Raw genomic sequence first — 25,614 nt, 5'->3', positions numbered from 1 at the left:
CCATACAAGTTGGGGGCGCTCGGGTTGGTCGCAGGTCTTGCGTCAGGATGTGGGGGTTTTGGGCGTACCCGGTGAGTTACCCATGTTCTTTCGAGATCAGCTGTCGCCCCGGCTCAGCCGATGTAGCGCTGGAGGCGGGCCGAGAGGCGTGGTTCGAGGGGCCCGTCGGCTACCACGCGTTCCTCGACGTAGGCCAGATCGCCGCCTTCGACGATGCCGTAGAGGCGCTTGGCGCCGCCCACGACGATGCCGGACTGGCTGCGGATCACCACGTCGGTGGCCAGTTCCCAGGACGACTGGGTCAGCGCCTGGCCGTAGAACAGCTCGACGATGCCGCTGCTGTGCGACAGCAGCAATTCGATGACCTCGTCGTTGCCGTCGATGCCGACCCGCCAGAAGCCGCTCTCCCGCAGGTCGGGGCCGCCGTAGTTGCCGTCGGCCTCGATCACCCAGGACCGGGATTCCCAGGCCAGGTAGTCGCCACCGTCGTGCGAGACGACGATCTGCTGGCCGAACCGGTAGTCCCCGCGCTCGGGATCGTTGCCCTCGCCCTCGCCGCGCCACACACCCACCAGCGGGAGCAGCGCGAGCATCGAGGCGCTCAGATCCGGGCCGAGGCGCAGATTGGCGGTGTCCTCGGGCAGCGGAAGATCCGGTAGGACCGGGATATTTCGCGCGCCGGTGGATCTCGCCCGTTCGGCGGCGTCGGCCACGGCCTGGTCACCGCTGCGGCGACCGGCGGAATCGGCCGGAGCGGTTCCGTTCAGTTGTTCACTCGCTCGCTCGGCCGGGTTGGAACCTTCGCTCGCGAGTTCGCTCATGATTCGGTGAACAGCCGGTAGAAGACGTAGAGGCCGAACCAGCCGATCAGAACGGCCACGGCCACCAGCAGAATCTCGAAGAAGAGGACCACGATCCGAGTCTAACGACCCCCTCGTCGCGGCACGCAAACGGCCCCGGTGCTTCCGCGGAGCGGAAAGCGACCGGGGCCGTTCGACCGGTGTGGCGTCTTACTTGGCGACCGTGACGTCGACCGAGTGGATGCCCGCGCCCTCGGGGCGCACCTCGGCCGAGCCGTTGCCCGCCGAGGAGAGCGCACGGACGGTCCACGAGCCGGGAGCCGCGAAGAACCGGAAGTCACCGGTGCCCGACGCGACGACCTCGGCGGTGAAATCACCGTTGCCGTCGAGCAGGCGCACGAACGCCCCGCCCACCGGCTGGCCGTCGACGCTCAGGACACGGCCGGTGATGACCGTTTCCTTCTCCACGTCGACACCGGCCGGGATGGCCTGACCCTGAGTAGGTGCTGCACACATATCTCTTACTCTCCCAACTCGATCGGAGCGCCGACGAGCGAGCCGTACTCGGTCCAGCTGCCGTCGTAGTTCTTGACGTTCTGGTGGCCGAGCAGTTCCTGCAGCACGAACCAGGTGTGCGAGGAGCGCTCGCCGATCCGGCAGTAGGCGATGGTCTCCTTCTCGCCGTCCAGGCCGGCTTCCTTGTAGATCTCGGTCAGCTCGGCATCGGACTTGAAGGTGCCGTCCTCGTTCGCGGCCTTGCTCCACGGCACGTTGATGGCGCCGGGGATGTGGCCGGGACGCTGGCTCTGCTCCTGCGGGAGGTGGGCGGGCGCCAGGATCTTGCCGGTGAACTCGTCGGGCGAACGCACGTCGACCAGGTTCTTGGTGCCGATGGCCGCGATGACCTCGTCGCGGAAGGCGCGGATGGACAGGTCGGGCGCCGACGCCTTGTACTGGGTGGCGGGCCGGTTCACCGCCTCGGTGGACAGCGGACGGCCGTCGAGCTCCCACTTCTTACGGCCACCGTCGAGCAGCTTGACGTTGTTGTGGCCGTACAGCTTGAAGTACCAGTAGGCGTACGCGGCGAACCAGTTGTTGTTGCCGCCGTACAGGATGACCTCGTCGTCGTTCGAGATGCCGCGGGCCGAGAGCAGATCGGAGAACTGCTCCTGGTTCACGAAGTCGCGACGAACCTGATCCTGCAGGTCCTTCTTCCAGTCGAGCCGGACGGCACCCTCGATGTGCCCACCGTCGTAGGCGGAGGTGTCCTCGTCGACCTCGACGAAGACGACGCCGGGGGCGTTGAGGTTCTCTTCGGCCCAGTCAACGGAGACCAGGACATCGGAGCGAGCCATTGTTTTCCTTTCAGAGATGACGAGCAGGGTCAGTTCGATGCCGGTGACGGGCTCCGGCGGAGACGGGCGACCAGCGGGTAGATCTGGCAACCCAGGCAGATCCCGAACGCCGCGTTCAGGAACGCCGCGAACAGGGCAAAGCCGGCGAACACCGCGCCGACGACTGTGGAGCCGAGCGCGAAGCCCAGCAGGCTGACGGCCGCGAAGACGAAACCGAGCAGCTGCGCGAACCGCAGCGGCGCCGTCGGCTCGGTCGCACTGGTCGGCGCCAGGCGCGGCGCGACGAAGGCCGCGTAGATCCGGCCATACGGATGCCGGCGCGGGCCGAGGGCCGCACCGATCGCGAAGACGACCGCCTGCAGGGCGATCAGCACCGCGGCCGCGCCGGGCGAGAACGCGGCGGCGAGCAGGACGACCACGAGGACGCCGGTGGTCACCCATGCGGCGAAACGCGGGCCGCGAACATCGACCTGGTCTGCGGTAGTGGGTAGCGTTCCGGAACTATTACGGATCTGGGTGGACATTGTGCGTACTCCTGCGCTGGGAAAGTCCGATGACTGAAGATTTGCCAATTCGCCGGGGGATCGTGAGATCACTCGCGCGGCGGACAGGGGTCGGCGTCAGGAAATCCGGGGAAGCCGACCGATCAGCGGCACAGGCAGCAACAACCACCGAGCCGACACAGATCCACTGTGCGGCGTCGGGTGAGCATCAGCTCGTGGTTGGAAAGCACGTCAGCAGTTTACCCAATTCGGCGGGGGAATTGGACCCGGGGTGGATCACATCCGTCGAGGGGACTTGTCGTCGCAGCTCAGGCCGCTGCGGTCAGCGGCTCCAGCGCGGACTGCAGATCGGTGGCCTTGGGCACGCCGGAAATGCGGAACCGTTCCCTGCCGGCGGTGTCGAAGACGAACGTGGTGGGCAGCGACAGCACGTTCAACTCCCGCGCGAGCGCGGGCTCGGCGTCGATGTCCACCTCGATGTCCTGGGGCGGCTGCGGCGATCCCGCGAGCTGATCGGTGACATTGGCAACCACCCGGCGAACCGCGTCGCACGGTCCGCACCATTCGGCGGAGAAATGCAGGACCGCGGGACCGTCGCCGGTCACCCCGACGGCCGCCAGCAGATCCGCGCGGTCGGACAGATCGATGCCGTCGGCCGCGCGTACCTTGCCTTCGCGGCGGCGCAGCAGGATGCCCACCGCCAGCGCGGCGAGCAGTACGACTGCCAGGATGGTGAGTTGGATCATGGTCGCTGCAATCGGTCGAGGTCGATCGTGACGTTCACGCCCTTGCCCTCCACGACGATCTGACCGCCCTGGGCGGAGACCTTGGTGGGCCGGACGCCGAACGGCAACTCCTTGGTATCGATGGTACGGGTGAACCGGGCGAGCACGGCGGGACGATCGGCCTCGGTGATCACCGCCACAGGCATGGTCTCGGTGCCGGGCGGGCCGCGATAGAAACCAGTCGCCACGATCTTCACCTGATCGCCGTCGAGCGACAGATCGGCCTGCACGCTCACCTTCTCGCCGCTGTACTGCGCGCCGGGCGTCTCGGGCAGGGTGCCGGTGAGCACCAGCGCGCCGGTGGTGGTCATGCCGGAACCACCCGATCCGCCGGTCCCGTCGGACTTGTCCGCGGGCCGCGAATGCACCTGCAGATCGGGGATGGTGAACAGCCTGCCGAGTTCGGTCGGCTCCACCCGCAACCTGCTGTCCACCCGCTCCACCGGGACGCCGCGCAGGCTGCCGTCGACGAGTTCGCCGACCGGGAGCCGCACTCCCGTCAGCGTCGCCTCCAGCGCGGTTTCGCCGGGGATGTCCGCACGCTTCGCGCGCGCCCGGATCTCCACGTGGTCGTAGCGGCTGTCCCAGGCCTGGCCGAGGAAGGGGAAACCGTGAATCGTCACCTCGGGATCGGCGGTGAGATCGGCGCCGTCGCGCAGCGCGCGGGACACGCGATATTCCGAATAGGCCGCGGTGCTGAAGTCGACGACGACGGCGAAAGCCGCCAGACACAGCAGGCCGATGATCAGCTTGCGCATGCTCCCCCGTCTCTCCGGGTCTCGGGCCGCTGCGGCCGGGAGCCGCGCGGCGCGCGTTCTGCCGCCGTGCCGGGCGCCCCGCCGGTGGCGGGCCTGCCCGGTACGTAACCCATGTACGCACCATATCGGTTGGCCCGAGCGGGGCTCGCGGGTGTCCTCCGCTGCGGTCGTGGACCCCGGAATGCGTGGTCATGCCTTGTTACGCGCTAATCTTGCATCCGATTACCTGTGATTAGCGACGCGGCCGCGGCGGTGCTGCCGCATCCGCGTGGCTACGAGATGGGAGGAGGGCCTGTGGAGCTGCTCCTGCTTACCTCCGACCCCAACCCCGAGTCGGTGTTGCCCTCGCTTGCGTTGCTCGCGCACAACGTGCGCCCCGCGCCGACGGAAGTGGCATCCCTGCTCGAGGCAGGCACCGCTGACGTCGCGTTGGTGGACGCGAGAACCGACTTGGCCGCGGCCCGTGGCCTGTGCCGCTTGCTCGGCAGCACCGGATCCTCGGTGCCGGTCGTCGCGGTGCTCACCGAGGGCGGCCTGGTCGCGGTGAACGCGGACTGGGGGCTCGACGACATCCTGCTGCCGGGTACCGGCCCCGCCGAACTCGACGCCAGATTGCGGCTGCTGGTCGGGCGCAACGGCGGCGTGGCAAGCCCGGAGAACACCGGCAAGATCACGCTCGGCGAGCTGGTGATCGATGAGGGCACCTACACCGCGCGGTTGCGCGGCCGCCCGCTCGACCTCACCTACAAGGAGTTCGAGCTGCTGAAGTATCTCGCGCAGCACGCGGGCCGGGTGTTCACCCGCGCACAGCTGTTGCAGGAGGTGTGGGGCTACGACTTCTTCGGCGGCACCCGCACCGTGGACGTGCACGTGCGGCGCTTGCGCGCCAAACTCGGCACCGAATACGAATCGCTGATCGGCACGGTGCGCAATGTCGGTTACAAGGCCGTGCGCCCGTCGCGCGCGGCGGCCAAGGGCGAGCAGGTGAGCTTCCCGGACGAGGACAACGAGGGCACCGACGACTCCCCGCTCACGCCGGTCAACGGCTCCGCGCAGTAATTCAGCGGCGGCTCGCGCATAGGACTCCGAAATGCCGCCCGCCCCTACGACGTTGCCAAGGGCGGACTCCGTGCGGAGTCCGCTGGGCTCGATGAACGGAGGCCGATGAGCGGCGTGACAACACAGTGGACCGATCGTCTCGACGCGGACACCGCGCAGGCGATCACCGATCTGCTGGCGCGTGCGACCACGGCCGACGGGGTCGCCCCGGTCTCGGAACAGGCCGTGCTGTCGCTCACCTCGGGCGACCACACCGGAGTACGCCATCTGCTAGGTCGGCGCGACGGCGCGATCGCGGGCTACGCGAATCTCGTTCCCGCGCACGGCGACCATCCCGCGATGGCCGAGGTCGCGGTCGATCCGTCCCAGCGCGGCCACGGCGTCGGCGCCGTTCTGATCGAGGACGCTCTGGCCGAGGGTGGTCCGGGCGCGCGGGTCTGGGCGCACGGTGACCGGCCGGCGGCCAAAGCCGTCGCCGCGCGGCTCGGGTTGCGGACCGCGCGTGAGCTCTGGCAGATGCGACGATCGCTGGCAAGTCCTGAGCTACCGGAATTGAGCGTGCCGGACGACATCGTGTTGCGCACCTACGCGGGCCCCGCCGACGACGCGGAATTGCTGCGGGTGAACAGTGCGGCCTTCGCCTGGCATCCCGAACAGGGCGGGTGGACTCGGCGTGACATCGAACTCCGCCGCGCCGAGTCGTGGTTCGATCCGGCGGGCCTGTTCCTGGCATTCGACCCGGCCGCGCCCGGCCGGTTGCTCGGATTCCACTGGACCAAGGTGCATCACGCGGAGAATCCGCCGCTCGGTGAGGTCTACGTGGTCGGTATCGATCCGGCGGCGCAGGGGCGTGGGCTCGGTCGTCTGCTCACTCTCGCCGGTTTGCGTCACCTGCGGGACCGCGGGTTGGCCGAGGTGTTGCTCTATACCGAGGCCGACAATGCCGCCGCGGTGCGCACTTATACCCGGCTCGGATTCGCCCCCGCACACGTCGACGTCGCCTACGCCGCGGCGGATGCTGAATAACAGGCGGCAGAACGGGTGTCCCCGAGTAAAACTGGGGCAAACGTCACATCTACCAGGTGCAATCGCGCCGGGCTGTTCACTCTCCGTTCACTCAGGTCGGTCCAACTGTCAACCACGTGACTTTAGGTTGAGTGAGGGCAGCACACTGCTGCCTGGTGCGCAAGTTCCCCGCGAACAGCACCACAGCACCCGTCCGGGCCGGTGAGGGACCGGACGAGTTGGACGCCATTCCGGAGGAATAGTGAATCTCAAGCGCAGCAGCGCCCTCGTCGGTGTGCTGGCCGTCGGCGCCATGACGTTGGCCGCCTGTGGCAGCGACGACAACACCGCGAGCGACACGAGCAATGTGGCCAAGGTCGACGTCGCCTGCGGCGGCAAGGAGGCCCTCAAGGCCAGCGGTTCCTCGGCGCAGAAGAACGCGATGGAGCGCTTCATCGCCGCGTACGAGAAGAACTGCGACGGTTCCACGCTCAACTACACCTCCAGCGGCTCCGGTGCCGGTGTGAGCGAATTCCTCGGTGGCCAGACCGATTTCGGTGGCTCCGACTCGCCGCTGAGCGCGAAGAAGGACGAGCCGAAGAAGGCCGCCGACCGCTGCGCCTCGCCTGCGTGGAACCTGCCGACCGTGTTCGGCCCGGTCGCGATCACCTACAACATCGAGGGCGTCGCCGATCTCGCGCTGGACGGCCCGACCGCCGCCAAGATCTTCAACGGCTCCGTGACCACCTGGGATGCCCCGGAGATCAAGGCGCTGAACCCGAACGCCAAGCTGCCGTCCGAGCCGATCGCCGTGATCTTCCGCAGCGACGAGTCGGGCACCACCGACAACTTCCAGCTCTACCTGGACTCCGCCTCCGACGGCGCCTGGGGCAAGGGCGCGGGCAAGGCCTTCAACGGTGGCGTCGGCGCGGGCTCGAAGGGCAACGAGGGCACGTCGGGCGCGGTGAAGACCACCAAGAACTCGATCACCTACAACGAGTGGTCCTTCGCGAAGGCGCAGAACCTGTCGATCGCGCGCATCATCACCTCGGCGAGCAAGGACCCGGTGACGCTGAGCGTCGCGTCGGCGGGCAAGGCGATCGAGTCCGCGAAGATCTCCGGCCAGGGCAACGACCTGGTCATCGACACCTCCTCGTTCTACAAGCCGTCGGTGGTGGGCGCGTACCCGATCGTCATGCCGACCTACGAGATCGTGTGCTCGAAGTACTCCGACGCCGCCACGTCGAAGGCGGTCAAGGCCTTCCTCACCTCGGCGGTCACCAACGGCCAGCAGGGCTTGGACGAGGCCGGGTACATCCCGATCCCGGAGCAGTTCAAGACCAAGCTGACCACCGCCATCAACGCCATCTCCTGATAGCAGTCCCCACATGACCGTGCACGACGAGGTTGCCGCCGCTGGTCCGTCGGATTCGACCGACCAGCGAGCAGGCGGAGATACTGCGCTCATGCCGAGCAAGCCGAGCAACGATCCGGCCGCGAAGAGGGCCCGTCCGCAGCACAGCCAGCGAGCGGAGATCATCTTCCGCTCCCTGGCGACGGCGGCCGGTGCGATCATCGTCGCCGCCATCGCGCTGATCGCACTGTTCCTGCTCATCCGAGCGGTGCCGTCGGTGCTGGCGAACGAGGCGAACTTCTTCACCAGCACCGACTTCAACACCTCGGACGCCAACCACCTGCGGTTCGGCATCCGGGACCTGTTCATGGTCACGGTGCTGAGTTCGATCTTCGCGCTGGTGCTCGCCGTTCCGATCGGCATCGGCATCGCGCTGTTTCTGACGCACTACGCGCCGAAGACGCTGGCGCGGCCGTTCTCGGTGGTCGTCGATCTACTCGCGGCGGTGCCCTCGATCGTGTTCGGTCTCTGGGGAATCCTGGTGCTCGCTCCGCAACTGGAGCCGATCCAGACCTTCCTGAACGACAACCTGGGATGGCTGTTCCTGTTCTCGGACGGCAACATCCCGCTGGCCAGCGGCGGCACGATCTTCACCGCGGGCGTCGTGCTCGCGGTGATGATCCTGCCGATCATCACGTCGGTCAGCCGTGAGGTGTTCAACCTCACCCCGCGCGCCCACATCGAGGCGGCGCAGGCGCTCGGCGCGACGAAGTGGGAAGTCGTGCGGATGACGGTGCTGCCGTACGGCCGCAGCGGCATGATCGCGGGCGCCATGCTCGGCCTCGGCCGTGCGCTCGGCGAGACGATCGCCGTGCTGATCGTGCTGAAGACGGCGGCGCAGCCGGGACAGTGGTCGGTGTTCGACGGCGGCTACACCTTCGCCTCCAAAATCGCCTCGGCCGCGGCGGAGTTCAGCGCTCCGCTGCCGACCGGCGCGTACATCGCGGCAGGCTTCGTCCTGTTCGCGCTGACCTTCGTCGTGAATGCGCTGGCTCGACTCGCCGCGGGCGGAAGGGTGAACGGGTGATGACCACCTCGACTCTGGACCGGCCGATCAAGCCGCCCACCTTCCGGGACGTGAGCCTGTCGCGCCGGATACGCAACAACCTCGCGACCGGGTTGGTCTGGCTGGCGTTCGGCATCGCGCTCGTACCACTGGCGTGGGTCCTGATCATGGTGATCACCAAGGGCTTCAGCGCCGTGGTCCGCGCCAACTGGTGGCAGAACTCGCTGAAGGGCGTGCTGCCCAACCAGGTCGCCGGCGGCGTCTACCACGCCATCTACGGCACCATCGCCCAGTCGCTGGTCGCGACGATCATCGCGGTGCCGCTCGGCATCATGGCCGCGGTGTACCTGGTCGAGTACGGCCGTGGCGTGCTGGCCAAGACCACGACCTTCATGGTCGACATCCTGGCCGGCGTGCCGTCGATCGTCGCGGCGCTGTTCATCTTCGCGCTGTGGATCGCGACGCTCGGGTTCCCGCAGAGCTCGCTCGCGGTGTCGCTGGCATTGGTGCTGCTGATGCTGCCGGTGGTCGTCCGCAGCACCGAGGAAATGCTCAAACTGGTGCCCGACGAACTACGCGAAGCGTCCTACGCGCTGGGTATCCCGAAGTGGAAGACCATCGTGCGGATCGTGGTGCCGACCGCCCTGCCCGGCATGATCAGCGGCATCCTGCTCGCCATCGCCAGGGTGATGGGCGAGACCGCTCCCGTGCTGGTGCTGGTCGGCTACAGCAAGTCGATCAACACGAACATCTTCGACGGCAACATGGCGTCGCTGCCGCTATTGATCTACCAGGAGCTGGCCAACCCCGAAGCCGCCGGACGCGAGCGAGTCTGGGGCGCGGCTTTGACCCTCATCATCATCATCGCCTTCCTGTACCTCGCGGCTGCGGTCCTCAACCGCCTGCTCACCCGGAACCGATAGAAGCGGAACGGATTACCGACAATGGCCAAGCGGATCGACGTCAAAGATCTGAACATCTACTACGGCAAGTTCCATGCCGTGTCCGATGTCTCGCTGACCGTGCTGCCGCGCAGCGTGACCGCCTTCATCGGTCCCTCGGGTTGTGGCAAGTCCACCGTGCTGCGTTCGCTCAACCGCATGCACGAGGTAACCCCGAACGCCAGGGTCGAGGGCGCGGTGCTGCTCGACGGTGAGGACATCTACGGCACCCAGGTCGACCCGGTGGGCGTGCGCCGCACGATCGGCATGGTCTTCCAGCGGCCCAACCCGTTCCCCACCATGTCCATCAAGGACAACGTGGTCGCGGGCCTGAAGCTGCAAGGCGTGCGCAACAAGAAGGAACTCGACGAGGTGGCCGAGCGCTCGCTGCGCGGCGCCAACCTGTGGAACGAGGTGAAGGACCGCCTGGACAAGCCGGGCGGCGGCCTCTCCGGCGGTCAGCAGCAGCGTCTGTGCATCGCGCGCGCCATCGCCGTGTCGCCCGATGTGCTGCTCATGGACGAGCCCTGCTCGGCGCTCGACCCGATCTCCACCCTGGCGATCGAGGACCTGATCACCGAGCTCAAGAAGGAATTCACCATCGTCATCGTCACCCACAACATGCAGCAGGCCGCGCGCGTGAGTGACCAGACCGGCTTCTTCAACCTGGAGGCCCAGGGCAAGCCGGGCAAGCTGATCGAGATCGACGACACCGAGAAGATCTTCTCCAACCCGTCGCAGAAGGCCACGGAAGACTACATCTCCGGCCGTTTCGGCTGATCCGGCCGCTTAGCGGCTTCGATCGGCGCGGGCAGAGGAAAGGCCCTGGGTAGCGAGTCGGCAACCCAGGGCCTTTGTCCATTCGGACAGGAAATGCTGATCTACTGGTCCGGGGGTGTCTCGAACAGCGGGGTCTGCGCCGCTTCTACTCGGCGGGTGTGTTCCGAATCCGATTGCCGATTCGCCATGTGTCCTCCGAGCAAACCGGCACTCGCGGGCGCGGTCGACGGTGAGCTGGGCGCGGAAGTGCTGCTGGGCGCGGTGGGTTCGGTACCGGTGTAGCTCGCCTGCCGGACGGACGCGGGCTGTTGTTCCGGCTTCGTTTCGGTGCCCTGCGCCGGATTCGGATTTCCGGTCTTGCTGTCGTCGGCCTTCGAAGTCGGGTCATCCGCCTTCGGATCGGTGGCTTTCGCGTTCGGATCGGCTTTCGAGGGCTGGTCGGTCGTGGAATCGTCGGAGGCTTTGTCCGCTGCCGGTGTGCCGTCTTCGGCGGGCTCACCCGTGGACGGTGAATCCGCGGGCGTGCCGTCGGCCGCCTGGTCGACGCTGGTGATCACCGTATCGGCGGCCTTCGCGAAGTTCTCCGCGGCCGAGCCCGCGGAGTCGATCAGGCCCTTTCCCGCCTCTCCGCCCGCTTTGATGATGTCGTCGAGATCGTCGTCGAGCTTGCCGACGGACTCGATCAACGTCGGCACATCTCCGGTGATCCCGCCCACCGCGGTGATAAGACTCGTCACATCCGAGGGTGTCCAGGAATTCGGGTCGCTGGCGGGACCGGTGGAACCGGACGACTTGGAGTCGTCACTCTCCTCGCCCTTGTCCTCGCCGGTGCTCTTGTCTTCACCGCTGCTCTTGTCCTCGCCAGTGCTCTTGTCTTCACTGGTGGTCTTGTCACCGTCGTCGCTCTTGTCCTCGCCCGACTTCGACTTATCGGTCTTGTCTTCGCCGGTGGACTGCTCCTCGGCGATCGGACTGGCCTGCGGCGTGCCCGCGGGAGTGGTGGAAGGGTCGGTCGGGTCCTCGTCGGTGTTCGCGCTATCGGACTGCCGGCTGTACACCGCGAGCGTCGGATCCGTCTGCTCGCCGCTGTCGAGCGGGTCGCCGTCGCCGAGCAGGTCACTGCGGGCACGCACATTCCCGCTGGCCTGTTCTATCTTGGTGGCGACGTCCGATTGGGTGCCGAGCAGCTCGTTCAGCGCCGTGGTGACGGCGGTCTGGTGGGCGTACTGCGAGTCACCGCCGTCGTCCGCGACGTCCGGCCCGGGAGTGACCTGCCAGTCCTCGGAGACGGTGAATCCGGCCGCGACGGCCTGGTCGACCTTGTCCAGCAAAGCCTGGCGGAACCCGGCCAGACTGGTACCGCTATCGATCAACGTCTGCGCGAGTTCCTCGGTATCCAGCGCCACTTTGTTCGCCGCGTCGCGGTCGCCGGCTATCCGGTCGTAGGCCGCGTAATAGGCGTCGCCACTCCAATGCGCGCCTGCCGCACGAATCTGCGTCACCGTTTCATCGATCAGCGATACGAATTCGCCATTGCGAGTTCGTATTTCCGTTCCGGCTTCGCCCAGTTTCCACGGTTGCCATTCCGACCGCACCTGACTCAGCGTGGGCGTCGAATTCGCCGTCCTCACAGCTGCGCGCCCATCGCCTCGAGGCCATCGCGAAACTGCTGGTCGGATACCTCGTAGTTCGCGGCGCCGCCTTTGGCGATGTTGGAAATCCGTTTACACCGCATGGCCGTTCGCCGCCACGCGTCTTCGACATTCGCACCCGCCGCCGAACACACTTCGCTCAATGCCGAACCGGGCAGCACAGTACCGAGCGCGTCCGTGGTGGTACGCACCGTCAAGCCGCCGATATTCCCGCCGATTTGATCCATCGACGCGGCCAACGCGCGCAGCTCTGCTGGATCGACGTTCATGACGCCCCCCTTCATACCGGATCCCCTCCGGCGTAACGCTATACCGGAGCAATCCCGCCCCGCGCGGCCAAATCTATCATTCACCGCCCGCGAAACGTCAAGCCCGGCAAACCTTTCGGTTACCCCTCGGCATCCGGGTCAGGGGGGAGGACGCCGGTCACCAGGAAGATGACCCGCCGGCCGATTTCGACGGCGTGGTCGGCGAAGCGCTCGTAGTAGCGGCCGAGCAGTGTGACGTCGACGGCGGCGGCTACGCCGTACTTCCACTCCCGGTCCATGAGCAGCGTGAAGAGGTGACGATGCAGGTCGTCCATCGCCTCGTCGTCCTCGTTGAGCTGCGCCGCGCGCTCGGGGTCGCGGGTCTCCAGCACCTCTCGCGCACCGGCGCCCATGTTCACCGCGATGCGGCCCATCTCGGCGAAGTAGCCGTTGACGGCTTCCGGTAGCGCGTGGTTCGGATGACGCCTGCGTGCGACCTTGGCTACGTGCAGCGCCAGCGCGCCCATCCGATTCACGTCGGCGACGATCTGGATCGTGCTCACCACTTGCCGCAGGTCGCCTGCGACCGGCGCCTGCAACGCGAGCAAGGCGAAGGCCTTCTCCTCGGCGTCCTGGATCAGCTCTGCGATCCGGTCGGATTCACTGATCACCTGCTCCGCCAGGGCGAGGTCCGCCTGGAGCAGGGCCTGGGTCGCCCGCTCCATGGCCGAGCCGGCAACGCCGGCCATCTCGCCCAGCAGGTGGGCGAGCTCGGCCATTTGCTCGTTGTAGATGACACGCATGGAACCTGACCCTAGTTCGCCACGCTGACCAAGTCACGAACGCCGAGTGAATGACCGGTGTGCATCATTAGCGCGCGGGTTGCTGTTGACCATTCAACGACCGCGATCCGCATCCTCGACGGCCTTGAACGACGACATCACGACGACTGTGATCTACGTCGCATTCGTCCTATCTTGTGCGCCAGGAGCTACTTGCGGATCTCCTTGGCGGCGTTTGAGGTGCTCCGCATCGGAGGGCGGGGTGACCTCACCACGAAAACTCCGATGGTGACCGAGCGCTCGCGCCGTCACCATCGGAGTTCGGCCAGAACTAGCTGTAAACGTGGAACCCCCAGGCGTCACCGTCGCCGAACGAGCTGCCGTTGGGGTTGAATTCGCATCCACTTACGCGGCTTCCTCTGTCTACAAACTGCTGTCGGGCGTGCTCACATTCCTGTGCCGTGTCGTACTGCCACCACCCGACCGCTTGGGCAGGACCTGCGAACAATGCCAAGGCGGCCGCCGCTGCGGTTGCTCCGACGATTAGTTTGCGTACCACTGAAACCCCCTCCATGTTGATGGTTACGTTCTCTACACTAGCAGCCACTGAATAAGAGCCGAAGCGAATATTGTTGCGGTAGAACGTGACTCGATACGCACCCGGCCTGCGGGCGTCGCCGGGTGGTGCTGTGTGCACCCGGTCGTCTACTTGCAGATGTCCTCGGCCGCGTTGACATGTTCCAGGTCCGAGGGCAGTACGGTCGGCGTCGAATCCTTCGGGGTGCTCGTCGCGACGTTGGTGATCTCGTCACCGACCGGAGTCGGCGCCTTCACGACGACGCCGTTCGCCGAGTCGCCTCCGATGACGACCTCGACGATGCCGCCGAGATCGTCGGCGGCCTCGATGGTCGCGCCGGGAATGGAGCTGGCCACGGTGGCTGCCTCGGATTCCAGGCCCGCGGCGTAGCGGACCTTCGTCGTCGGTGAGGTGCCGTTGGCGTAATTTCCGGTGTTGTAGATCGTGAAGCCCTGGTTGCCGAGCTTGGTGGCGGCCGTGCGCGCCAGACCTTCGACCCCGGAGCCGTTGGACACCAGCAGCGAGACGGTGGAGGGATCCACCGCCCGGTGCTTGGTCGGTGTCGCCGCGGCCTGGGTGGGGACGGGCGCGTTCGCCTGGACGGTCGGCTTCTCGCCCGGCAGGGGCTGATCGTCGCGGATCGCCTTGAAGATCGCCTTGATGTCGGATTCGCGGGGGATCTCGTTGCCGTAGGTGGTGGTGCCCGCAGTGGGGACGGTGATGAAGGTGACCGCGCCGGCATCGATCTTCTGCAGTGACCGTCCCAGCATCAGTAGGTCGGTTGTTTCGACCTTGTTGACCCAGGTGTGCTCACGAAGCGCACTGATGAAGCCGTTCAGTTTGCCCGGATTGAACAGCACCTTGCTGGACAGCGTGCCGCGCAGCAACGAAGCGAGGAAGCGTTGCTGTCGGTTGATGCGGTCATAATCGCTGCGCTCCTCACCGTAGACATGCCTGGCGCGCACGTAGTTCAGCGCGGTTTGGCCGTCGATGCGCTGCTTGCCCGGGTGCTCGAGGATGGTGCCGAGCACGTCGTCGACGAGCGGCTTGGACGCGCAGACCTCGACGCCATCGATCTGGTTGACCATCGACTCGAAACCGGCGAAGTCGATGCCGATGAAGTGATTGATCGACGCGCCGGTGAGGCGCTGAATCGTGGAGACGAGGCACATCGGGCCGCCGAGATTGTAGACGGCGTTGAGCTTGTCGCCTATGGCCGATGGGAACTTCTCGTCGGAGTATGTGCCTTTTTCGTTGTCCCACCCATTGCACTGGGGCCTGGTCACGTCCAGGTCGCGCGGGAAGGATATTACGACGACCCGACTCCGGTTCTTCGGGATGTGGACGAGCATGGTGGTGTCTGCGCGGGCGCCTTCGGCGTCGTCCAAAGTGCCCGCGCCGAGTTGGCCGTTGGCCCCTGCGCGGGTGTCGGTGCCAACGAGCAGGTAGTTCTCGTCGCCGAGCTGTGCATTGGAATCGACGATGTCCTCTGAGTTCTCATCGAGGGCGTTGACCTGGGTGAAGCTGTCCGTCGTCGACCGCAGGTAACTCCAGCCGCCGCCGGTGACCAGCAATGCGAGGACGGCGCACACTGCTCCTCCCGCTCTTCCCGCGGTCCGCAGACGCTTGTTGCGGCGCTGCCGGGAGGCCTGCAGACGGGTCTGGGCGGTGCCGACCGCCTTCGGTTTGGCGTCCTTGCCCTCCTTGGTCGGCCAGCCCACGCCCTTACGCTTGGCCCGCGTGGGCTCTTCGAGCGGAGGAAGGACGTCCGTGACCTCCTCGGCCAGCTCCGGTTCCGGAGGAGCGACGGGCGCGGCGGGTGGTGCGGCGGACGCCGAGCGCTCGGCGGGGCGGCGGGTCGTGGCGCGGGCGGCCGGTGTGGCGCTGGTGATGTCCTGGACCACCGGCGAACTGCCCGTCTGGCGTAGTGGTGGCGAGTCCGGTGCACGCCGGGGACCGGCTGCGGCGCCGCGGCCGTTGGCGGGAGTCGGTGGACGGTTCGCGGGCGGGCCGGCCGGGTGCCGGGGAGCTTCCTGCGGTGGCTCCGCGCGGTTGCCCCGTTGTGATGGGGGCCCTGCCTGCGGCGGTACCTGCTCGGGGCGGCGCGTCTGGCTCGGCGGAGTGCCCGCGCCCGGCGGTGGGGGCTCGGCGCGGCGTCCTCGGCCGGGTGCGGCAGCCGGGTCCGGCGGGATGGGCTCGGCGCGGCGTCCTCGGCCGGGTCCGGGAGCCGGGGTGGGTTCCGCGCGGCGTCCTCGGCTGGGGGCGGCGCCCGGGTCCGGCGGTGCGGGCTCGGCGCGACGGCCTCGGCGGCCGCTGCGTTCGTTGTCGACCCGCTGGACCAGATCCTGGACCGTCAGGGGCGCGGAACTCTGGTCCGGGGTGGCGTCGGTATGGCGCGAACGACGAGACGTGCGTGCGGCGTCTCCTTCGGAGTTGTCGTCCGCGGGATACCGCTCCCACGGGGCGCGACCTCCGGGCCGTGGCGAACGCCCGTGCCGATCGTCACCCACCAACGAACCTCGCTTTTCGTCCTGCTTTTCCGCTCAGGTCACACTCGACCGGCGGCACCGATTCCGCAATGATAACGATTCCGCCTCGGCGGGCCACCCCACCGTGAAAACGGACAGGTCACAGCGCTGTTGGGCGACGGTGTTCGCTGTGTGGTTGCCGTCACCCGCCGCTGTGCATCACATCCGCCGCGCGTGGCACCGCGGGATCGTCCGGGTCGTCGAGCCAGCCGTGCGGCAGCGCGACCTTGCCCGGCGAGCCCTGACGCCCGCGCGGACCCTCCGCGTCCTTCGGGAAGGGCGCGGTCGGATCGAGCTGCCCGACAAGATCTTGCAGCCGAGCGAGGCTGTCCACGGTGGCGAACGCGCGACGCAGGTCGGCGCCGACCGGGAAGCCCATCAAATACCAGGCCATGTGCTTGCGCAGGTCACGCATGGCCTTGTCCTCTCCGAGGTGCTCGGACAGCAGGGCCCCGTGCCGATACAGCACGGCGCCGACCCGGCCCAGATCGGGCGCGGCGGGCAGCGGCTCCCCGCGCAGCGCCGCCTGCAGTTCGGCGAACAGCCACGGCCTGCCCAGGCAGCCGCGTCCGACGACCACACCGTCACACCCGGTCGCGGCCATCATGCGAACCGCGTCGTCCGCCGAGAAGATGTCGCCGTTGCCGAGGACCGGGATCGAGGTGACGGCCTCTTTGAGCCGGGCGATCGCGGTCCAGTCGGCCTCGCCGGAGTAGCGCTGCGCAGCCGTGCGGGCGTGTAGCGCGACCGCCCGCGCGCCCTCGGCTTCCGCGATGCGTCCCGCGTCCAGATAGGTGCGGTGGGCGTCATCGATGCCGATGCGAAACTTCAGGGTGATCGGGACCCCCGCCGGTTCCGCCGCCCGCACCATGGCGCGCACGATGTGCCGGAACAGCGTCCGCTTGTACGGCAGGGCGGCGCCGCCGCCGAGCCGGGTGACCTTGGGCACGGGGCAGCCGAGGTTGAGGTCGATGTGGTCGGCCCAGCCCTCGCCGACGATGATGCGCACCGCTTCGCCGAGCGTGTCCGGGTCCACGCCGTAGAGCTGCATCGAGCGGGGATGCTCGTCGGCATCGAAGGACATCATGTGCAGCGTCTTCTCGTTGCGCTCGACCACCGCTCGCGCGGTGATCATCTCGCACACGTAGATCGAGGTAGGGCTGCCGAATTCCCGGCACAACTTGCGGAACGCCAGATTCGTGATGCCCGCCATCGGCGCGAGCACGACCGGCGGATCGACCGGATACGGCCCGATCCGCAGCTTCGTCATCGCCTCGGTAGTCATCGTCACGCCGACCAGTGTCTCATTTCCGCACGTAAGTCGGCCGGAGCGGGTCACAGCGCGGCGCGGCACCGGCGCCGTTCATACCACCGCCGCCGCCCCGGACTCCGGGGCGGCGGCGTGCTGTAACCGGGCGCTCAGCCTACGGAGCTACCCGCCATCTGACGATCGCGCTTGGCGGCCTCGCGGGCCAGCATCCGGTCCCGCTGTTCCTCGAACTTGACGACGTCCTTGCTCAGCTTGTCCAGGAAAAGGCCGAGGCGATCACGGACCGCCTCGCCGCGGGCGGTGAAGTCGCTGCGCTCGAAGATGTTCCACTTCTTCAGCACCGGCTGGACGACCTCTTCCAGGTGCTGGCGCAGATCGTAGATGCCGTGCTTGGCCATCAGCACGCCGTTGCGGCGGAAGTTGGGCATGCCGGCGCCCGGCATCTGGAAGTTCTCCAGGATCAGGGTGATCGCCTCGATGGCCTGGTCAGGGGTCAGGTCGAGGGCGGCGCCGCACATGTTGCGGTAGAAGATCATGTGCAAGTTCTCGTCGGCGGCGACGCGCTGCAGCATGCGGTCGGCGATCGGGTCGTCACAGACCTTGCCGGTGTTGCGGTGGCTGACCCGGGTGGCGAGTTCCTGGAAGGTGACGTACGCGACGGAATGCAGGAAGCCCGCGTCGGCTTCGGCAGGGGAGGCGAAGCCGTTGGTCATGTGGACCATCCTGGCTTCCTCGAGGGCGACGGGATCGACGCCGCGGGTCACTACCAGGTAGTCCCGCATCACGATGCCGTGGCGGTTCTCCTCGGCGGTCCAGCGGCCCACCCAGGTGCCCCACGCGCCATCCTGAGAGAAATTCTCGGCGATCTCCCGGTGATAGGAGGGCAGGTTGTCCTCGGTGAGCAGGTTGGTGACCATGGCCGCCTTCGCGACCTCGTTGAGCCGGGACTGCTCCGGATCCCAGTCCACCCCACCGAGTGCCGCGAAATTGCGGCCGTCGTCCCACGGGACGTAGTCGTGCGGATGCCATTCCTTTGCCATGGAGAGGTGCCGGTTGACGTTTTCTTCGGCAACCGGCTCCAACTCCGTCAGAAGCTCGAGTTGAGTCAGATCCCTTGCCATGTATGAACCCTTCAGTGTGTGCTTCCGGTCGTGCAGGTCATCCAAAGGTAGACCGATACCGTTGCGGCCATACCTTACGGCACCGTAGGTGTGATGCGAAACGCATCCGTTAGACGATCGATGCCCTGGTGATCCACCACATACGACGTCTTCGCCGTTCAGTGATCCACACGAGTGTATGGGTTCTTCCTGTGAACGAGAGGACTATCGACGCGGGGTTCACGCTGTTAGCGGGAGGTGGGGAATCGCACAATCCGCCACCGCCCCGACAATGAATCGAGTACCCAACGCTCGCGCGTGTCGAACACGGCACGCCGAATCCAACTGTCTGCGTCCGGGTGAGCCGGTCTTCCTCGAAGGTCACGGTTCGAGAGCCCGCGTCGCATGGTCCGACGACCGCCTCGGTCGGGCGCGAGTGAGGCGCGGGGGCCGAAACCGGCGTGTGTGGCCCAAGCGCCACCCATCCCTGTCTCATGGACGCGGACGCCCGTCCCGCTCCGGGCTCCGCACGATCAGGTCGGCGCACGGTCTGTTGTGGAAAGCGCGTTCTCGGACGGCCCCTTACTTCTGTAGACGCAGCGCCCCGGGCGGCGCATATAGACGTCGGAAATCTGCCGCACCAGGCCGGCTTCCCAGCGTCGCCGGGTCATCCACCGCGATCGACCACGTGGCCGCACCGGGCGGCGGGCTCGCCGAGATGCGAGTCGCGATCTGCGCGATCAGCACCGGCCCTGAACTGACTATGTCCTTTGTCACAATCCGACCGGTCGCACTGGGCGTCTCGTTGTCCCCGTCGCGGGCGGGCCTATGACTCTGTCTCGTCGTATCCGCTCTCCAGCCGAGGCGTCCGCAAATCCCTCGCATGGCGGTCCACTAACTCCGCCGCATAGGGACGGTAAGGAAAGGAGCCGTCGAACGGCTTGTCGGCCGAGGCGCCGAGTTCGGCTCCGATGATCTCGAAGCATTGTGCGCGACATCGGAGAGCGGAGCCTCGACGCGGCGTGTCCTGGCCGGTATAACCGGTGCTTCACCGCATAGAACTCCGCGAAACAGGTCGGGCGCCCGGAGTGCCCGGGCGCCCGACCGCTGTGCCCCCAGTAGGGCTCGAACCTACGACCTGCGGATTAAAAGTCCGTAGCTCTACCAACTGAGCTATAGGGGCGCGGAGGAACAGTGTAGTGGGATCGGGGGCGGATGCCCCAATCGGGGGAGTTCGTGTCGGCGGGCGGGTTGGATGGGTGGGGTCGGTGTGGCGGGGCGGGTGCGTCGCGGGGCGGCGTGGCGGTGGGTAACGCGGCGTGCGCGAGGGCGATGCAGGCGGTAAACACTTGGCACCCAGCTTTGTTCATCTTAGCTGGATCTGGATATCATTCAATCGTGTTGGCTGGCAATGTCTTTGGATTTGCAGGGGGTGAACGGCTCTGGCCGGGCGAGGCTCGTGGGGCGGGTTGGCGGGCGAAACGTGGGCGGCGGCCGGTTGTCCGGCTTGCCGGTCGGCTCGCGTGAACAATCCTGGGCCGCTGGCGAATTCGCGCACCCACCGGAGGGGCCGGTTGTGTTGCCGAATATTTGCCGTAACAGAAAGCGGAATCGGATGGCCACCTGACTCCTCGGTTTGCCGCGTGTCGGATCGGGATTCCGGGTACGGTGACGCCTTGGTGAATTCCGAAAGAATCGTCGACTCGATCGGCGCTGCGGAATTCGGATTGTCGTTTCCGTGTCCGAAGGCGCCGCGGCCGGTCCGGCCGGCCACGGCTCGACGGAACTCTATGCCGCAGGAGGAGGCACGTTCAGGACGAAGAAATGCCCGGATGCGCACCCCCTGCGGCGCACCCGGGCAGGCAAACTATACCAGCTGGTGTGTTACAGGTTTTCCGCGAGTTTTCGTACCGAAGGTTTGAAATCGGTCGAAAAACCGGGTTCGACGTATTGATAAAACTCAGGAATTCGCGCCGAGGGTCCGTTCCTTCGGGGATGGCGATTGGCGGCGAGTAGGCTTCGGAGGCGTTTCGAGCATGGCACGGCAGCAAGAGCGGGCGCGCCGGACACGGGCGGCGATTATCAGGTCCGCCGCCGTTGAGTTCGGGAAGAGCGGCTATGCCGCTGCATCGCTCAACCGCATATTGGAAGGGTCGCGTGCCACCAAGGGCGCCATGTACTTCCATTTCGATTCGAAAGAAGATCTGGCACGCGCGGTGCTGGAGACCGCGGTGGAACGCTACCGCGCCTCCGCCGAGCGCTGGCTGGCCCGAACGGATCTCAGCCCGCTGGACGTCCTGCACGGGGTGGTCGACGAGATCGCGCTGCGGCTCGAGCACGACATCATCGTGCAGGCCGAGTACCGGCTGATCATCGAGCCGGACTTCTACCGTGACGTGCAGGCCGGTGGCGGCCGCATCCTGGGCCGCACCACCAGGGTGCTCACCGTCCGTGCCATCGACCACGGGCAGCTGCGCGCCGACGCCGACCCCGACCGGTTCACCCGCACGCTCGCCGCCGCGCTGGCCGGTCAGCGGTACATGGTGGACCTGCTCGGCGGGCAGGTCGATCTGCGGGCACGGTTCGAGGAGGCACTCGAGGTCGTGATGGAGGCGATGGCCACCCCGGAATGGCTGGAGAAGTTCCGCAGCGACGGCTGGCGCACCCAGGCCCGCTTGGAGGAGCTCGGTTTGAGCCTCTGACCAGCCGGTTTGGGAATCGAGTCCGGTCTGTCATAAGCTATCCCAGCTCCCAACGGACAGCCGTTGAAAGCCGGTCCGGAGAAATCCGGGGCGAGCCCCCTTCGTCTAGCGGCCTAGGACGCCGCCCTTTCAAGGCGGTAGCGCGGGTTCGAATCCCGTAGGGGGTACGATCTTCGGATCGTTGGTAGCAGAGCATGGCCCTGTGGCGCAGTTGGTTAGCGCGCCGCCCTGTCACGGCGGAGGTCGCGGGTTCGAGTCCCGTCAGGGTCGCAAGTAAGCGCCGGAGATATCCGGCGTTTCGCGTATGGCATTCACTTCGGGTGCCTGCGGCCAGGTAGCTCAGTTGGTACGAGCGTCCGCCTGAAAAGCGGAAGGTCGCCGGTTCGATCCCGGCCCTGGCCACTCCACTCGTAGGCGAGCCCTGTTCACGGAATGCGTGAACAGGGCTCGTTTCGTCATTTCTTGTGGGGGTGCAACCCCCAGCCCCGCCCGGCGGGCTTCGCCCCCGGACCCCCATTGGTTGTGGTTGCGTTCGGGGGTGTCGTTCGGTTTGGTTCTCCGCTTGCCAGGTGGTGTCGTCTGTGACTCGGTGGGGTTGTTCTGGGTGGTCTCCGGTCGTCGGCAGTTCGGCGCGTTGATGCCCGGTTGGTGAGGGAGACGCCGAGTTGATTCCGTTCGAGGGCATCTGTCCGTCGACGTGGCGGGCGGGCTTGATCGTCGGGTCGGCGGGGCGTCGGCGGTTCGCGTGGTGTGGTGAATCACACGGTGCCCCATCCGGGTTCGGGATCGGGTGGTCACCCGGCCGCCGCGGGTAGGCTGGCGCGGCCATGTCGACCCTTCTCCTCGCCCTCGCGGGGTTCGCCTTCCTCGACTCGCTCGACCTGTTGCTGATCGGCGTCACCACGGCTGTGGTCTACGACAGCAGGTTGAGCCGTCGCTCGCCGCTGGTGGGTGGTCTGAGCTTGCTGGCGGGCGTCTTCGCCGTCACCACCGCCTTCGGGATCTGCACCATCCTGGGGATCGGCTTTCTGACCGATCTGATCGACTTCGAGATCACGCCGGCAATTCGGTACTGGGGTGAACTCGCCGCCGGGGTGTTGTTGATCGTTCTCGCGAGCATTCGAATGACGGGAACGGCCGCCCCGCGGCGGGCGCCGGCATTGCGCCGCCGACCGTGGATACTCGCCGGCCTCGGCGTGGCGATCGGTATCGCGCAGGCCCCGACCGCGGTGCCTTATCTCGCCGGACTCGCGATGATCTCCGCGCGGCATCCGCTGCCAACGTTGTGGCCACTGATCGTCGTCGCGTATTGCGCGCTCGCATTGCTGCCGCCGCTGGTGATACTCGGCCTCGCGCTGCGGCGGACGACCGGAGCGCGGCGGATGTATCGAAAAGTTGTTCGCATAATCACCACATACGGCCCGATTTCGGTGCGCATACTGTTCGCGATCTTCGGTGTGGTCCTCCTGTGCGACGCGCTCGTCCATTACCGAAGCCTCTGGTGGTGAATTGCGGTCGCCGAGTCCGGCAGCGGATGGCGTAAATGCGGTTGAGGCGTGGTGTTCGGTGGGATGCTGGAGGTATGGCTGAGCGCTGGTATTACTGCTTGAAGCACAAACGAGCCGAGCAAGGCCGGCAGTGCTGGTTCCGCGACCGGATGGGGCCGTACCCGGACCAGGCGACTGCGGAACGTGCGCTCGAGATCGCGCAGGCGCGCAACACGCGGGAAGATGCCCGGGACCGGGCCTGGCGGGACGGCGACTGAGGCGGCGCGGGGGAATGGCTCGCGGAAAGACTTCCCCCGCACGGTGAAGTTGATCTTGAGCCGCAGGTCGGAGGCTCGGGCGGTGCGGCACCGGGTGCGGCCGCTCAGTTCGCGATCAGGTGTATCGAGTACGGTTCTCCAGAACTCGACGAATGCTCGGAGGTCCTGGCGTGGGCTGCGAGCGGAAACCAGGATCAGCAGGGAGGGCGACCCTTGAGGGTTACCGTTGTTGTGCCGACCTACAACGAGCGGGAGAATTTGCCGGTTGCGGTGGAGCGGCTGACCGCGCTGCCGGTGCCCGACCTGCACGTACTCGTGGTGGACGACAGCTCGCCGGACGGCACCGGTGAGGTGGCCGACAAGCTGGCCGCCGAACTGCCGAACGTGGTGGGCGTGCTGCACCGGACCGAGAAGGACGGGCTCGGGCGTGCGTACGTGGCGGGCATCACGCGCGCGTTGGACGAAGGCGCGGACGTGGTGATCCAGATGGACGCCGACCTGTCGCATCCCGCCGAAGTGATTCCGGCCATGCTGGAGAAGCTGACCACCAGCGACGCGGGCGTGGTGCTCGGTTCCCGCTACGTCCCGGGCGGCTCGACCGCCTCGGAATGGAAGTGGTACCGCAAGGCGCTGTCGGCCTGGGCCAACTTCTACGTGAACCTGATCCTGCGGCTGGGCGTCAAGGACGCCACCGCGGGCTTCAAGGCGTGGAAGGCCGACACCCTGCGCGCCATCGACGTGGGCTCGATCCGCAGCAACGGATACTCCTTCCAGGTCGAGATGAACTACCGCACCATCAAGAAGGGTGTCGCGATCGCCGAGGTGCCGATCCGGTTCGAGGAACGGACACTCGGCGCGTCCAAGATGAGCCTCAAAGTGCAGCTCGAGTCGGCGCTCATGCCGTGGAAGCTGCTGTTCGGCCGCGCGGTCTGAGCACACGCCGACGGGCCCCGCTTCCGAGGGAGCGGGCCCGGCGTGGTTGCGGTCAGCGTCCGACGAGCCGGTTGCCCATCGACTCGTCACGAGCACCAAGTGAATCGCAGACAGGGCGACCGGTACCGACACGTCCGCAGCGACGGTCGCGCCCTCCCACGGCAGTACAGCGGCCGACCTGGGGAGAAGCGGCGCCGCGTGCTCTCAGCTGATCAGCGGGGCCAATTCAGGAGCGTCTCGACGAACAATCGGCGTACCTCCGCCACTTTGTCGTCCAGAGCGCCCGGATCCCACGCGCTGACGTCGATCGGATCGAGAATCGCCACGTCGACCGTTCCGGGGCGAGCGACCATCGCGTTGCGCCGGCAGATCTCACCCGCGTTCCGGATGACGACCGGGATCACCGGCACCCCCGCCTGCATCGCGATGTGGAACGCGCCTTTCTTGAACGGCCCGACCTCCGGGGTGTAGGAACGAGTTCCTTCCGGAGCCACCGCGACCGACAAGCCGCCGCGCAGGGTCTCCACCACCGGCCGCAACGCTGCCCTGGCCTGCTCGCTGTTCGTGCGATCGATGAACGTGACGCCGACGAAGCGCATGAGCGGTCCGAAGACCGGATTCTTGGTCAGCTCCTTCTTGCCGATCGCCGTCACGCCGCCGCCGAGCACTTCGGGGACGATGATGATGTCGAACTGGCTCTGATGGTTGAACAGGAAGACCGCGGGCCGCGGCGATCTCGCGTTCTCCGCGCCGGTGACCCGCAGCCGCACTCCCGCGATGCGCAGCGTGTTGCGCGCCGCGTGCGCCATCAACGCGTCGGCCATCTGTTGCCGGTCCTTCGTGGGCGCTTTCGACGCGACGCCGAACAGCGCGCCGCCGAGCAGCCCGGCGAACCCCGCCGCGGTACGCGCGTAGTCGCTCGCACGCGGCCTGGGACGCGGCCGGAAGACCAGCTCGCTCCAGCGCTGCCGGTCGGCGATGGCGTTCAGCGCGTCGTCGGGGTTCACCGCCACGGGACGCCCCGCCAGCGACAGCATAGGCAGGTCGGCGATCGCGCCGGCATAGGCGTAACTGCGGCTCAGATCCACTTCGTGTGTGGCGGCGAACTCGGCGACCGCCTCGGCCTTGCGGTTGCCCCACAGCGCCTTTCCATCGGGATACCCGGTGAGCACGCCGCCGTCGGTGGCCATGGGCGTGTAGAGCACGTGCTCGATGCCCAGTTGCGCGGCGGCGGGGGCGACTTGGAACCGGGTCAGCGAGCTGACCAGGACGATGGTGTGCCCGGCCGCTCGGTGCGTCCGGATCAGCTGCCATGCCTCGGGGTAGAGGTACTCGTAGACGGTGTGCTGGAACAGACGCCTGCCCAGCTCGTCGAGTTCCTCTTCGGAACGCCCGGCCAGCGCCTCGGACAGCTCCCGGAGCAACCGGCTGTACTCGCCGTCGGTCATGTGCTTGCGGATGCCGCCGAGCAGCACGTCGGCGGGCTTGCGCCGCAGCCGGCGCCGCGGTCCGGGACCGTCGGCGACAGTGCCACCGAAATCGAAGACCGCGGCGATCGCGCGGCCCTGCGGTCCGGAACGTATGGCGGCGAGCGCGGTGTCGAGATCAGCGCGCGCGTCGGTCATAGAACCTCCCGGATACCGCCGTGCTT

The 25,614-nt window shown here is 67.1% G+C and carries 23 protein-coding genes and 4 tRNA genes; 13 read left to right on the top strand and 14 right to left on the bottom strand.

Going from position 1 to position 25,614, the window contains the following annotated elements; translation table 11 throughout:
* Nucleotides 1–113: 113 nt before the first annotated feature.
* From NG1_RS05455 to NG1_RS05430, 6 genes are all read right to left on the bottom strand, one after another.
* Nucleotides 114–821 (bottom strand): heme-binding beta-barrel domain-containing protein, encoded by a 708-nt coding sequence (locus tag NG1_RS05455; RefSeq protein ID WP_062968593.1) that lies wholly within the window; start codon nt 819–821, stop codon nt 114–116.
* A 189-nt stretch (nt 822–1,010) separates the two neighbouring features.
* A complete protein-coding gene (locus NG1_RS05450) occupies nt 1,011–1,316 on the bottom strand; it encodes a DUF1416 domain-containing protein (protein ID WP_062968591.1) in 306 nt (101 codons plus the stop codon).
* A gap of 5 nt (nt 1,317–1,321) precedes the next feature.
* Nucleotides 1,322–2,155, bottom strand: a complete 834-nt coding sequence (locus NG1_RS05445; protein WP_040864742.1) for a sulfurtransferase — start codon at nt 2,153–2,155, stop codon at nt 1,322–1,324.
* A gap of 29 nt (nt 2,156–2,184) precedes the next feature.
* Nucleotides 2,185–2,679, bottom strand: coding sequence for a DUF4395 domain-containing protein (locus tag NG1_RS05440; protein WP_062968589.1), 495 nt, complete (start codon nt 2,677–2,679; stop codon nt 2,185–2,187).
* A gap of 287 nt (nt 2,680–2,966) precedes the next feature.
* Nucleotides 2,967–3,404 (bottom strand): thioredoxin family protein, encoded by a 438-nt coding sequence (locus NG1_RS05435; RefSeq protein WP_062968587.1) that lies wholly within the window; start codon nt 3,402–3,404, stop codon nt 2,967–2,969.
* Nucleotides 3,401–4,201, bottom strand: coding sequence for an LmeA family phospholipid-binding protein (locus NG1_RS05430; protein WP_062968584.1), 801 nt, complete (start codon nt 4,199–4,201; stop codon nt 3,401–3,403). The genes NG1_RS05435 and NG1_RS05430 overlap by 4 nt, the downstream gene beginning before the upstream one ends.
* A 294-nt stretch (nt 4,202–4,495) precedes the next feature.
* Here NG1_RS05430 and NG1_RS05425 point away from each other — a divergent pair, with 294 nt between their 5' ends.
* From NG1_RS05425 to pstB, 6 genes are all read left to right on the top strand, one after another.
* Complete coding sequence (locus tag NG1_RS05425; RefSeq protein ID WP_040864770.1) at nt 4,496–5,260, top strand: winged helix-turn-helix transcriptional regulator; 765 nt, start codon at nt 4,496–4,498, stop codon at nt 5,258–5,260.
* Nucleotides 5,261–5,365: 105 nt separating this feature from the next.
* Nucleotides 5,366–6,286 carry a mycothiol synthase gene (gene mshD / locus NG1_RS05420; RefSeq protein WP_062968582.1) on the top strand — a complete coding sequence of 307 codons (921 nt, stop codon included), beginning with the start codon at nt 5,366–5,368 and terminating at the stop codon, nt 6,284–6,286.
* A gap of 241 nt (nt 6,287–6,527) precedes the next feature.
* Nucleotides 6,528–7,640: a phosphate ABC transporter substrate-binding protein PstS gene (gene pstS, locus NG1_RS05415; RefSeq protein ID WP_157113870.1), complete on the top strand. Its 1,113-nt coding sequence runs from the start codon at nt 6,528–6,530 to the stop codon at nt 7,638–7,640.
* A gap of 91 nt (nt 7,641–7,731) precedes the next feature.
* Entirely contained in the window at nt 7,732–8,706 is a 975-nt protein-coding gene (pstC, locus tag NG1_RS05410; RefSeq protein WP_062968580.1) for a phosphate ABC transporter permease subunit PstC, read from the top strand.
* A complete protein-coding gene (gene pstA, locus NG1_RS05405; RefSeq protein ID WP_062968578.1) occupies nt 8,706–9,608 on the top strand; it encodes a phosphate ABC transporter permease PstA in 903 nt (300 codons plus the stop codon). Before pstC ends, pstA begins: the two co-directional genes overlap by 1 nt.
* A gap of 21 nt (nt 9,609–9,629) precedes the next feature.
* Nucleotides 9,630–10,406, top strand: a complete 777-nt coding sequence (pstB, locus tag NG1_RS05400) for a phosphate ABC transporter ATP-binding protein PstB (RefSeq protein ID WP_039795034.1) — start codon at nt 9,630–9,632, stop codon at nt 10,404–10,406.
* Between the two features lie 101 nt (nt 10,407–10,507).
* Here the strand turns inward: pstB and NG1_RS05395 are convergent, their stop codons facing one another.
* From NG1_RS05395 to NG1_RS05365, 7 genes are all read right to left on the bottom strand, one after another.
* Nucleotides 10,508–11,908: a hypothetical protein gene (locus NG1_RS05395; RefSeq protein ID WP_157113868.1), complete on the bottom strand. Its 1,401-nt coding sequence runs from the start codon at nt 11,906–11,908 to the stop codon at nt 10,508–10,510.
* A 125-nt stretch (nt 11,909–12,033) separates the two neighbouring features.
* On the bottom strand, nt 12,034–12,327 hold the full coding sequence (locus tag NG1_RS05390; protein WP_062968574.1) for a type VII secretion target: 294 nt from the start codon (nt 12,325–12,327) through the stop codon (nt 12,034–12,036).
* Between the two features lie 119 nt (nt 12,328–12,446).
* On the bottom strand, nt 12,447–13,109 hold the full coding sequence (gene phoU, locus NG1_RS05385; RefSeq protein ID WP_040864752.1) for a phosphate signaling complex protein PhoU: 663 nt from the start codon (nt 13,107–13,109) through the stop codon (nt 12,447–12,449).
* A gap of 684 nt (nt 13,110–13,793) precedes the next feature.
* Nucleotides 13,794–16,175 carry an LCP family glycopolymer transferase gene (locus NG1_RS05380; protein WP_062968572.1) on the bottom strand — a complete coding sequence of 794 codons (2,382 nt, stop codon included), beginning with the start codon at nt 16,173–16,175 and terminating at the stop codon, nt 13,794–13,796.
* Nucleotides 16,176–16,335: 160 nt separating this feature from the next.
* Nucleotides 16,336–17,463, bottom strand: a complete 1,128-nt coding sequence (gene dusB, locus NG1_RS05375) for a tRNA dihydrouridine synthase DusB (protein WP_210750596.1) — start codon at nt 17,461–17,463, stop codon at nt 16,336–16,338.
* A 149-nt stretch (nt 17,464–17,612) separates the two neighbouring features.
* Nucleotides 17,613–18,584 carry an acyl-ACP desaturase gene (locus tag NG1_RS05370; RefSeq protein WP_062968892.1) on the bottom strand — a complete coding sequence of 324 codons (972 nt, stop codon included), beginning with the start codon at nt 18,582–18,584 and terminating at the stop codon, nt 17,613–17,615.
* A 1,089-nt stretch (nt 18,585–19,673) separates the two neighbouring features.
* Nucleotides 19,674–19,746: transfer RNA gene (locus NG1_RS05365), tRNA-Lys, on the bottom strand.
* An 853-nt stretch (nt 19,747–20,599) separates the two neighbouring features.
* Here NG1_RS05365 and NG1_RS05360 point away from each other — a divergent pair.
* The 7 genes from NG1_RS05360 (at nt 20,600) to NG1_RS05330 (ending at nt 23,963) form a co-directional block, all read left to right on the top strand.
* Nucleotides 20,600–21,265 (top strand): TetR family transcriptional regulator, encoded by a 666-nt coding sequence (locus NG1_RS05360; RefSeq protein WP_062968570.1) that lies wholly within the window; start codon nt 20,600–20,602, stop codon nt 21,263–21,265.
* 94 nt (nt 21,266–21,359) lie between these two features.
* Nucleotides 21,360–21,432: transfer RNA gene (locus tag NG1_RS05355), tRNA-Glu, on the top strand.
* A 29-nt stretch (nt 21,433–21,461) separates the two neighbouring features.
* Nucleotides 21,462–21,535 (top strand) — tRNA-Asp (locus tag NG1_RS05350).
* Between the two features lie 58 nt (nt 21,536–21,593).
* Nucleotides 21,594–21,667: transfer RNA gene (locus NG1_RS05345), tRNA-Phe, on the top strand.
* Between the two features lie 425 nt (nt 21,668–22,092).
* A complete protein-coding gene (locus NG1_RS05340) occupies nt 22,093–22,773 on the top strand; it encodes a GAP family protein (RefSeq protein WP_062968568.1) in 681 nt (226 codons plus the stop codon).
* Nucleotides 22,774–22,847: 74 nt separating this feature from the next.
* Nucleotides 22,848–23,030, top strand: coding sequence for a hypothetical protein (locus tag NG1_RS05335; protein ID WP_040864775.1), 183 nt, complete (start codon nt 22,848–22,850; stop codon nt 23,028–23,030).
* Nucleotides 23,031–23,243: 213 nt separating this feature from the next.
* Nucleotides 23,244–23,963 (top strand): polyprenol monophosphomannose synthase, encoded by a 720-nt coding sequence (locus NG1_RS05330; RefSeq protein WP_210749994.1) that lies wholly within the window; start codon nt 23,244–23,246, stop codon nt 23,961–23,963.
* Between the two features lie 212 nt (nt 23,964–24,175).
* On the opposite strand, the gene NG1_RS05325 is transcribed toward NG1_RS05330, so the two are convergent.
* The gene (locus NG1_RS05325; protein ID WP_062968564.1) at nt 24,176–25,588 is read right to left on the bottom strand and encodes an HAD-IB family hydrolase; all 1,413 of its coding nucleotides are present in this window, start codon (nt 25,586–25,588) and stop codon (nt 24,176–24,178) included.
* Between the last annotated feature and the right edge of the window lie 26 nt (nt 25,589–25,614).

Origin of the sequence: Nocardia gamkensis NBRC 108242, assembly GCF_001612985.1 — a bacterium.
GTDB classification, from domain to species: domain Bacteria; phylum Actinomycetota; class Actinomycetes; order Mycobacteriales; family Mycobacteriaceae; genus Nocardia; species Nocardia gamkensis.
The sequence above is the reverse complement of the archived record's forward strand: the minus strand, read 5'-3'. Positions and strand labels throughout refer to the sequence as shown.

Coding starts and splice junctions, on each gene's coding strand:
- NG1_RS05455 (WP_062968593.1), bottom strand. CDS start 821: ATGAGCGAACTCGCGAGCGAAGGTTCCAACCCGGCCGAGCGAGCGAGT.
- NG1_RS05450 (WP_062968591.1), bottom strand. CDS start 1,316: ATGTGTGCAGCACCTACTCAGGGTCAGGCCATCCCGGCCGGTGTCGAC.
- NG1_RS05445 (WP_040864742.1), bottom strand. CDS start 2,155: ATGGCTCGCTCCGATGTCCTGGTCTCCGTTGACTGGGCCGAAGAGAAC.
- NG1_RS05440 (WP_062968589.1), bottom strand. CDS start 2,679: ATGTCCACCCAGATCCGTAATAGTTCCGGAACGCTACCCACTACCGCA.
- NG1_RS05435 (WP_062968587.1), bottom strand. CDS start 3,404: ATGATCCAACTCACCATCCTGGCAGTCGTACTGCTCGCCGCGCTGGCG.
- NG1_RS05430 (WP_062968584.1), bottom strand. CDS start 4,201: ATGCGCAAGCTGATCATCGGCCTGCTGTGTCTGGCGGCTTTCGCCGTC.
- mshD (WP_062968582.1), top strand. CDS start 5,366: ATGAGCGGCGTGACAACACAGTGGACCGATCGTCTCGACGCGGACACC.
- pstC (WP_062968580.1), top strand. CDS start 7,732: ATGCCGAGCAAGCCGAGCAACGATCCGGCCGCGAAGAGGGCCCGTCCG.
- pstA (WP_062968578.1), top strand. CDS start 8,706: ATGACCACCTCGACTCTGGACCGGCCGATCAAGCCGCCCACCTTCCGG.
- pstB (WP_039795034.1), top strand. CDS start 9,630: ATGGCCAAGCGGATCGACGTCAAAGATCTGAACATCTACTACGGCAAG.
- NG1_RS05390 (WP_062968574.1), bottom strand. CDS start 12,327: ATGAACGTCGATCCAGCAGAGCTGCGCGCGTTGGCCGCGTCGATGGAT.
- phoU (WP_040864752.1), bottom strand. CDS start 13,109: ATGCGTGTCATCTACAACGAGCAAATGGCCGAGCTCGCCCACCTGCTG.
- dusB (WP_210750596.1), bottom strand. CDS start 17,463: ATGACGAAGCTGCGGATCGGGCCGTATCCGGTCGATCCGCCGGTCGTG.
- NG1_RS05370 (WP_062968892.1), bottom strand. CDS start 18,584: ATGGCAAGGGATCTGACTCAACTCGAGCTTCTGACGGAGTTGGAGCCG.
- NG1_RS05360 (WP_062968570.1), top strand. CDS start 20,600: ATGGCACGGCAGCAAGAGCGGGCGCGCCGGACACGGGCGGCGATTATC.
- NG1_RS05340 (WP_062968568.1), top strand. CDS start 22,093: ATGTCGACCCTTCTCCTCGCCCTCGCGGGGTTCGCCTTCCTCGACTCG.
- NG1_RS05335 (WP_040864775.1), top strand. CDS start 22,848: ATGGCTGAGCGCTGGTATTACTGCTTGAAGCACAAACGAGCCGAGCAA.
- NG1_RS05325 (WP_062968564.1), bottom strand. CDS start 25,588: ATGACCGACGCGCGCGCTGATCTCGACACCGCGCTCGCCGCCATACGT.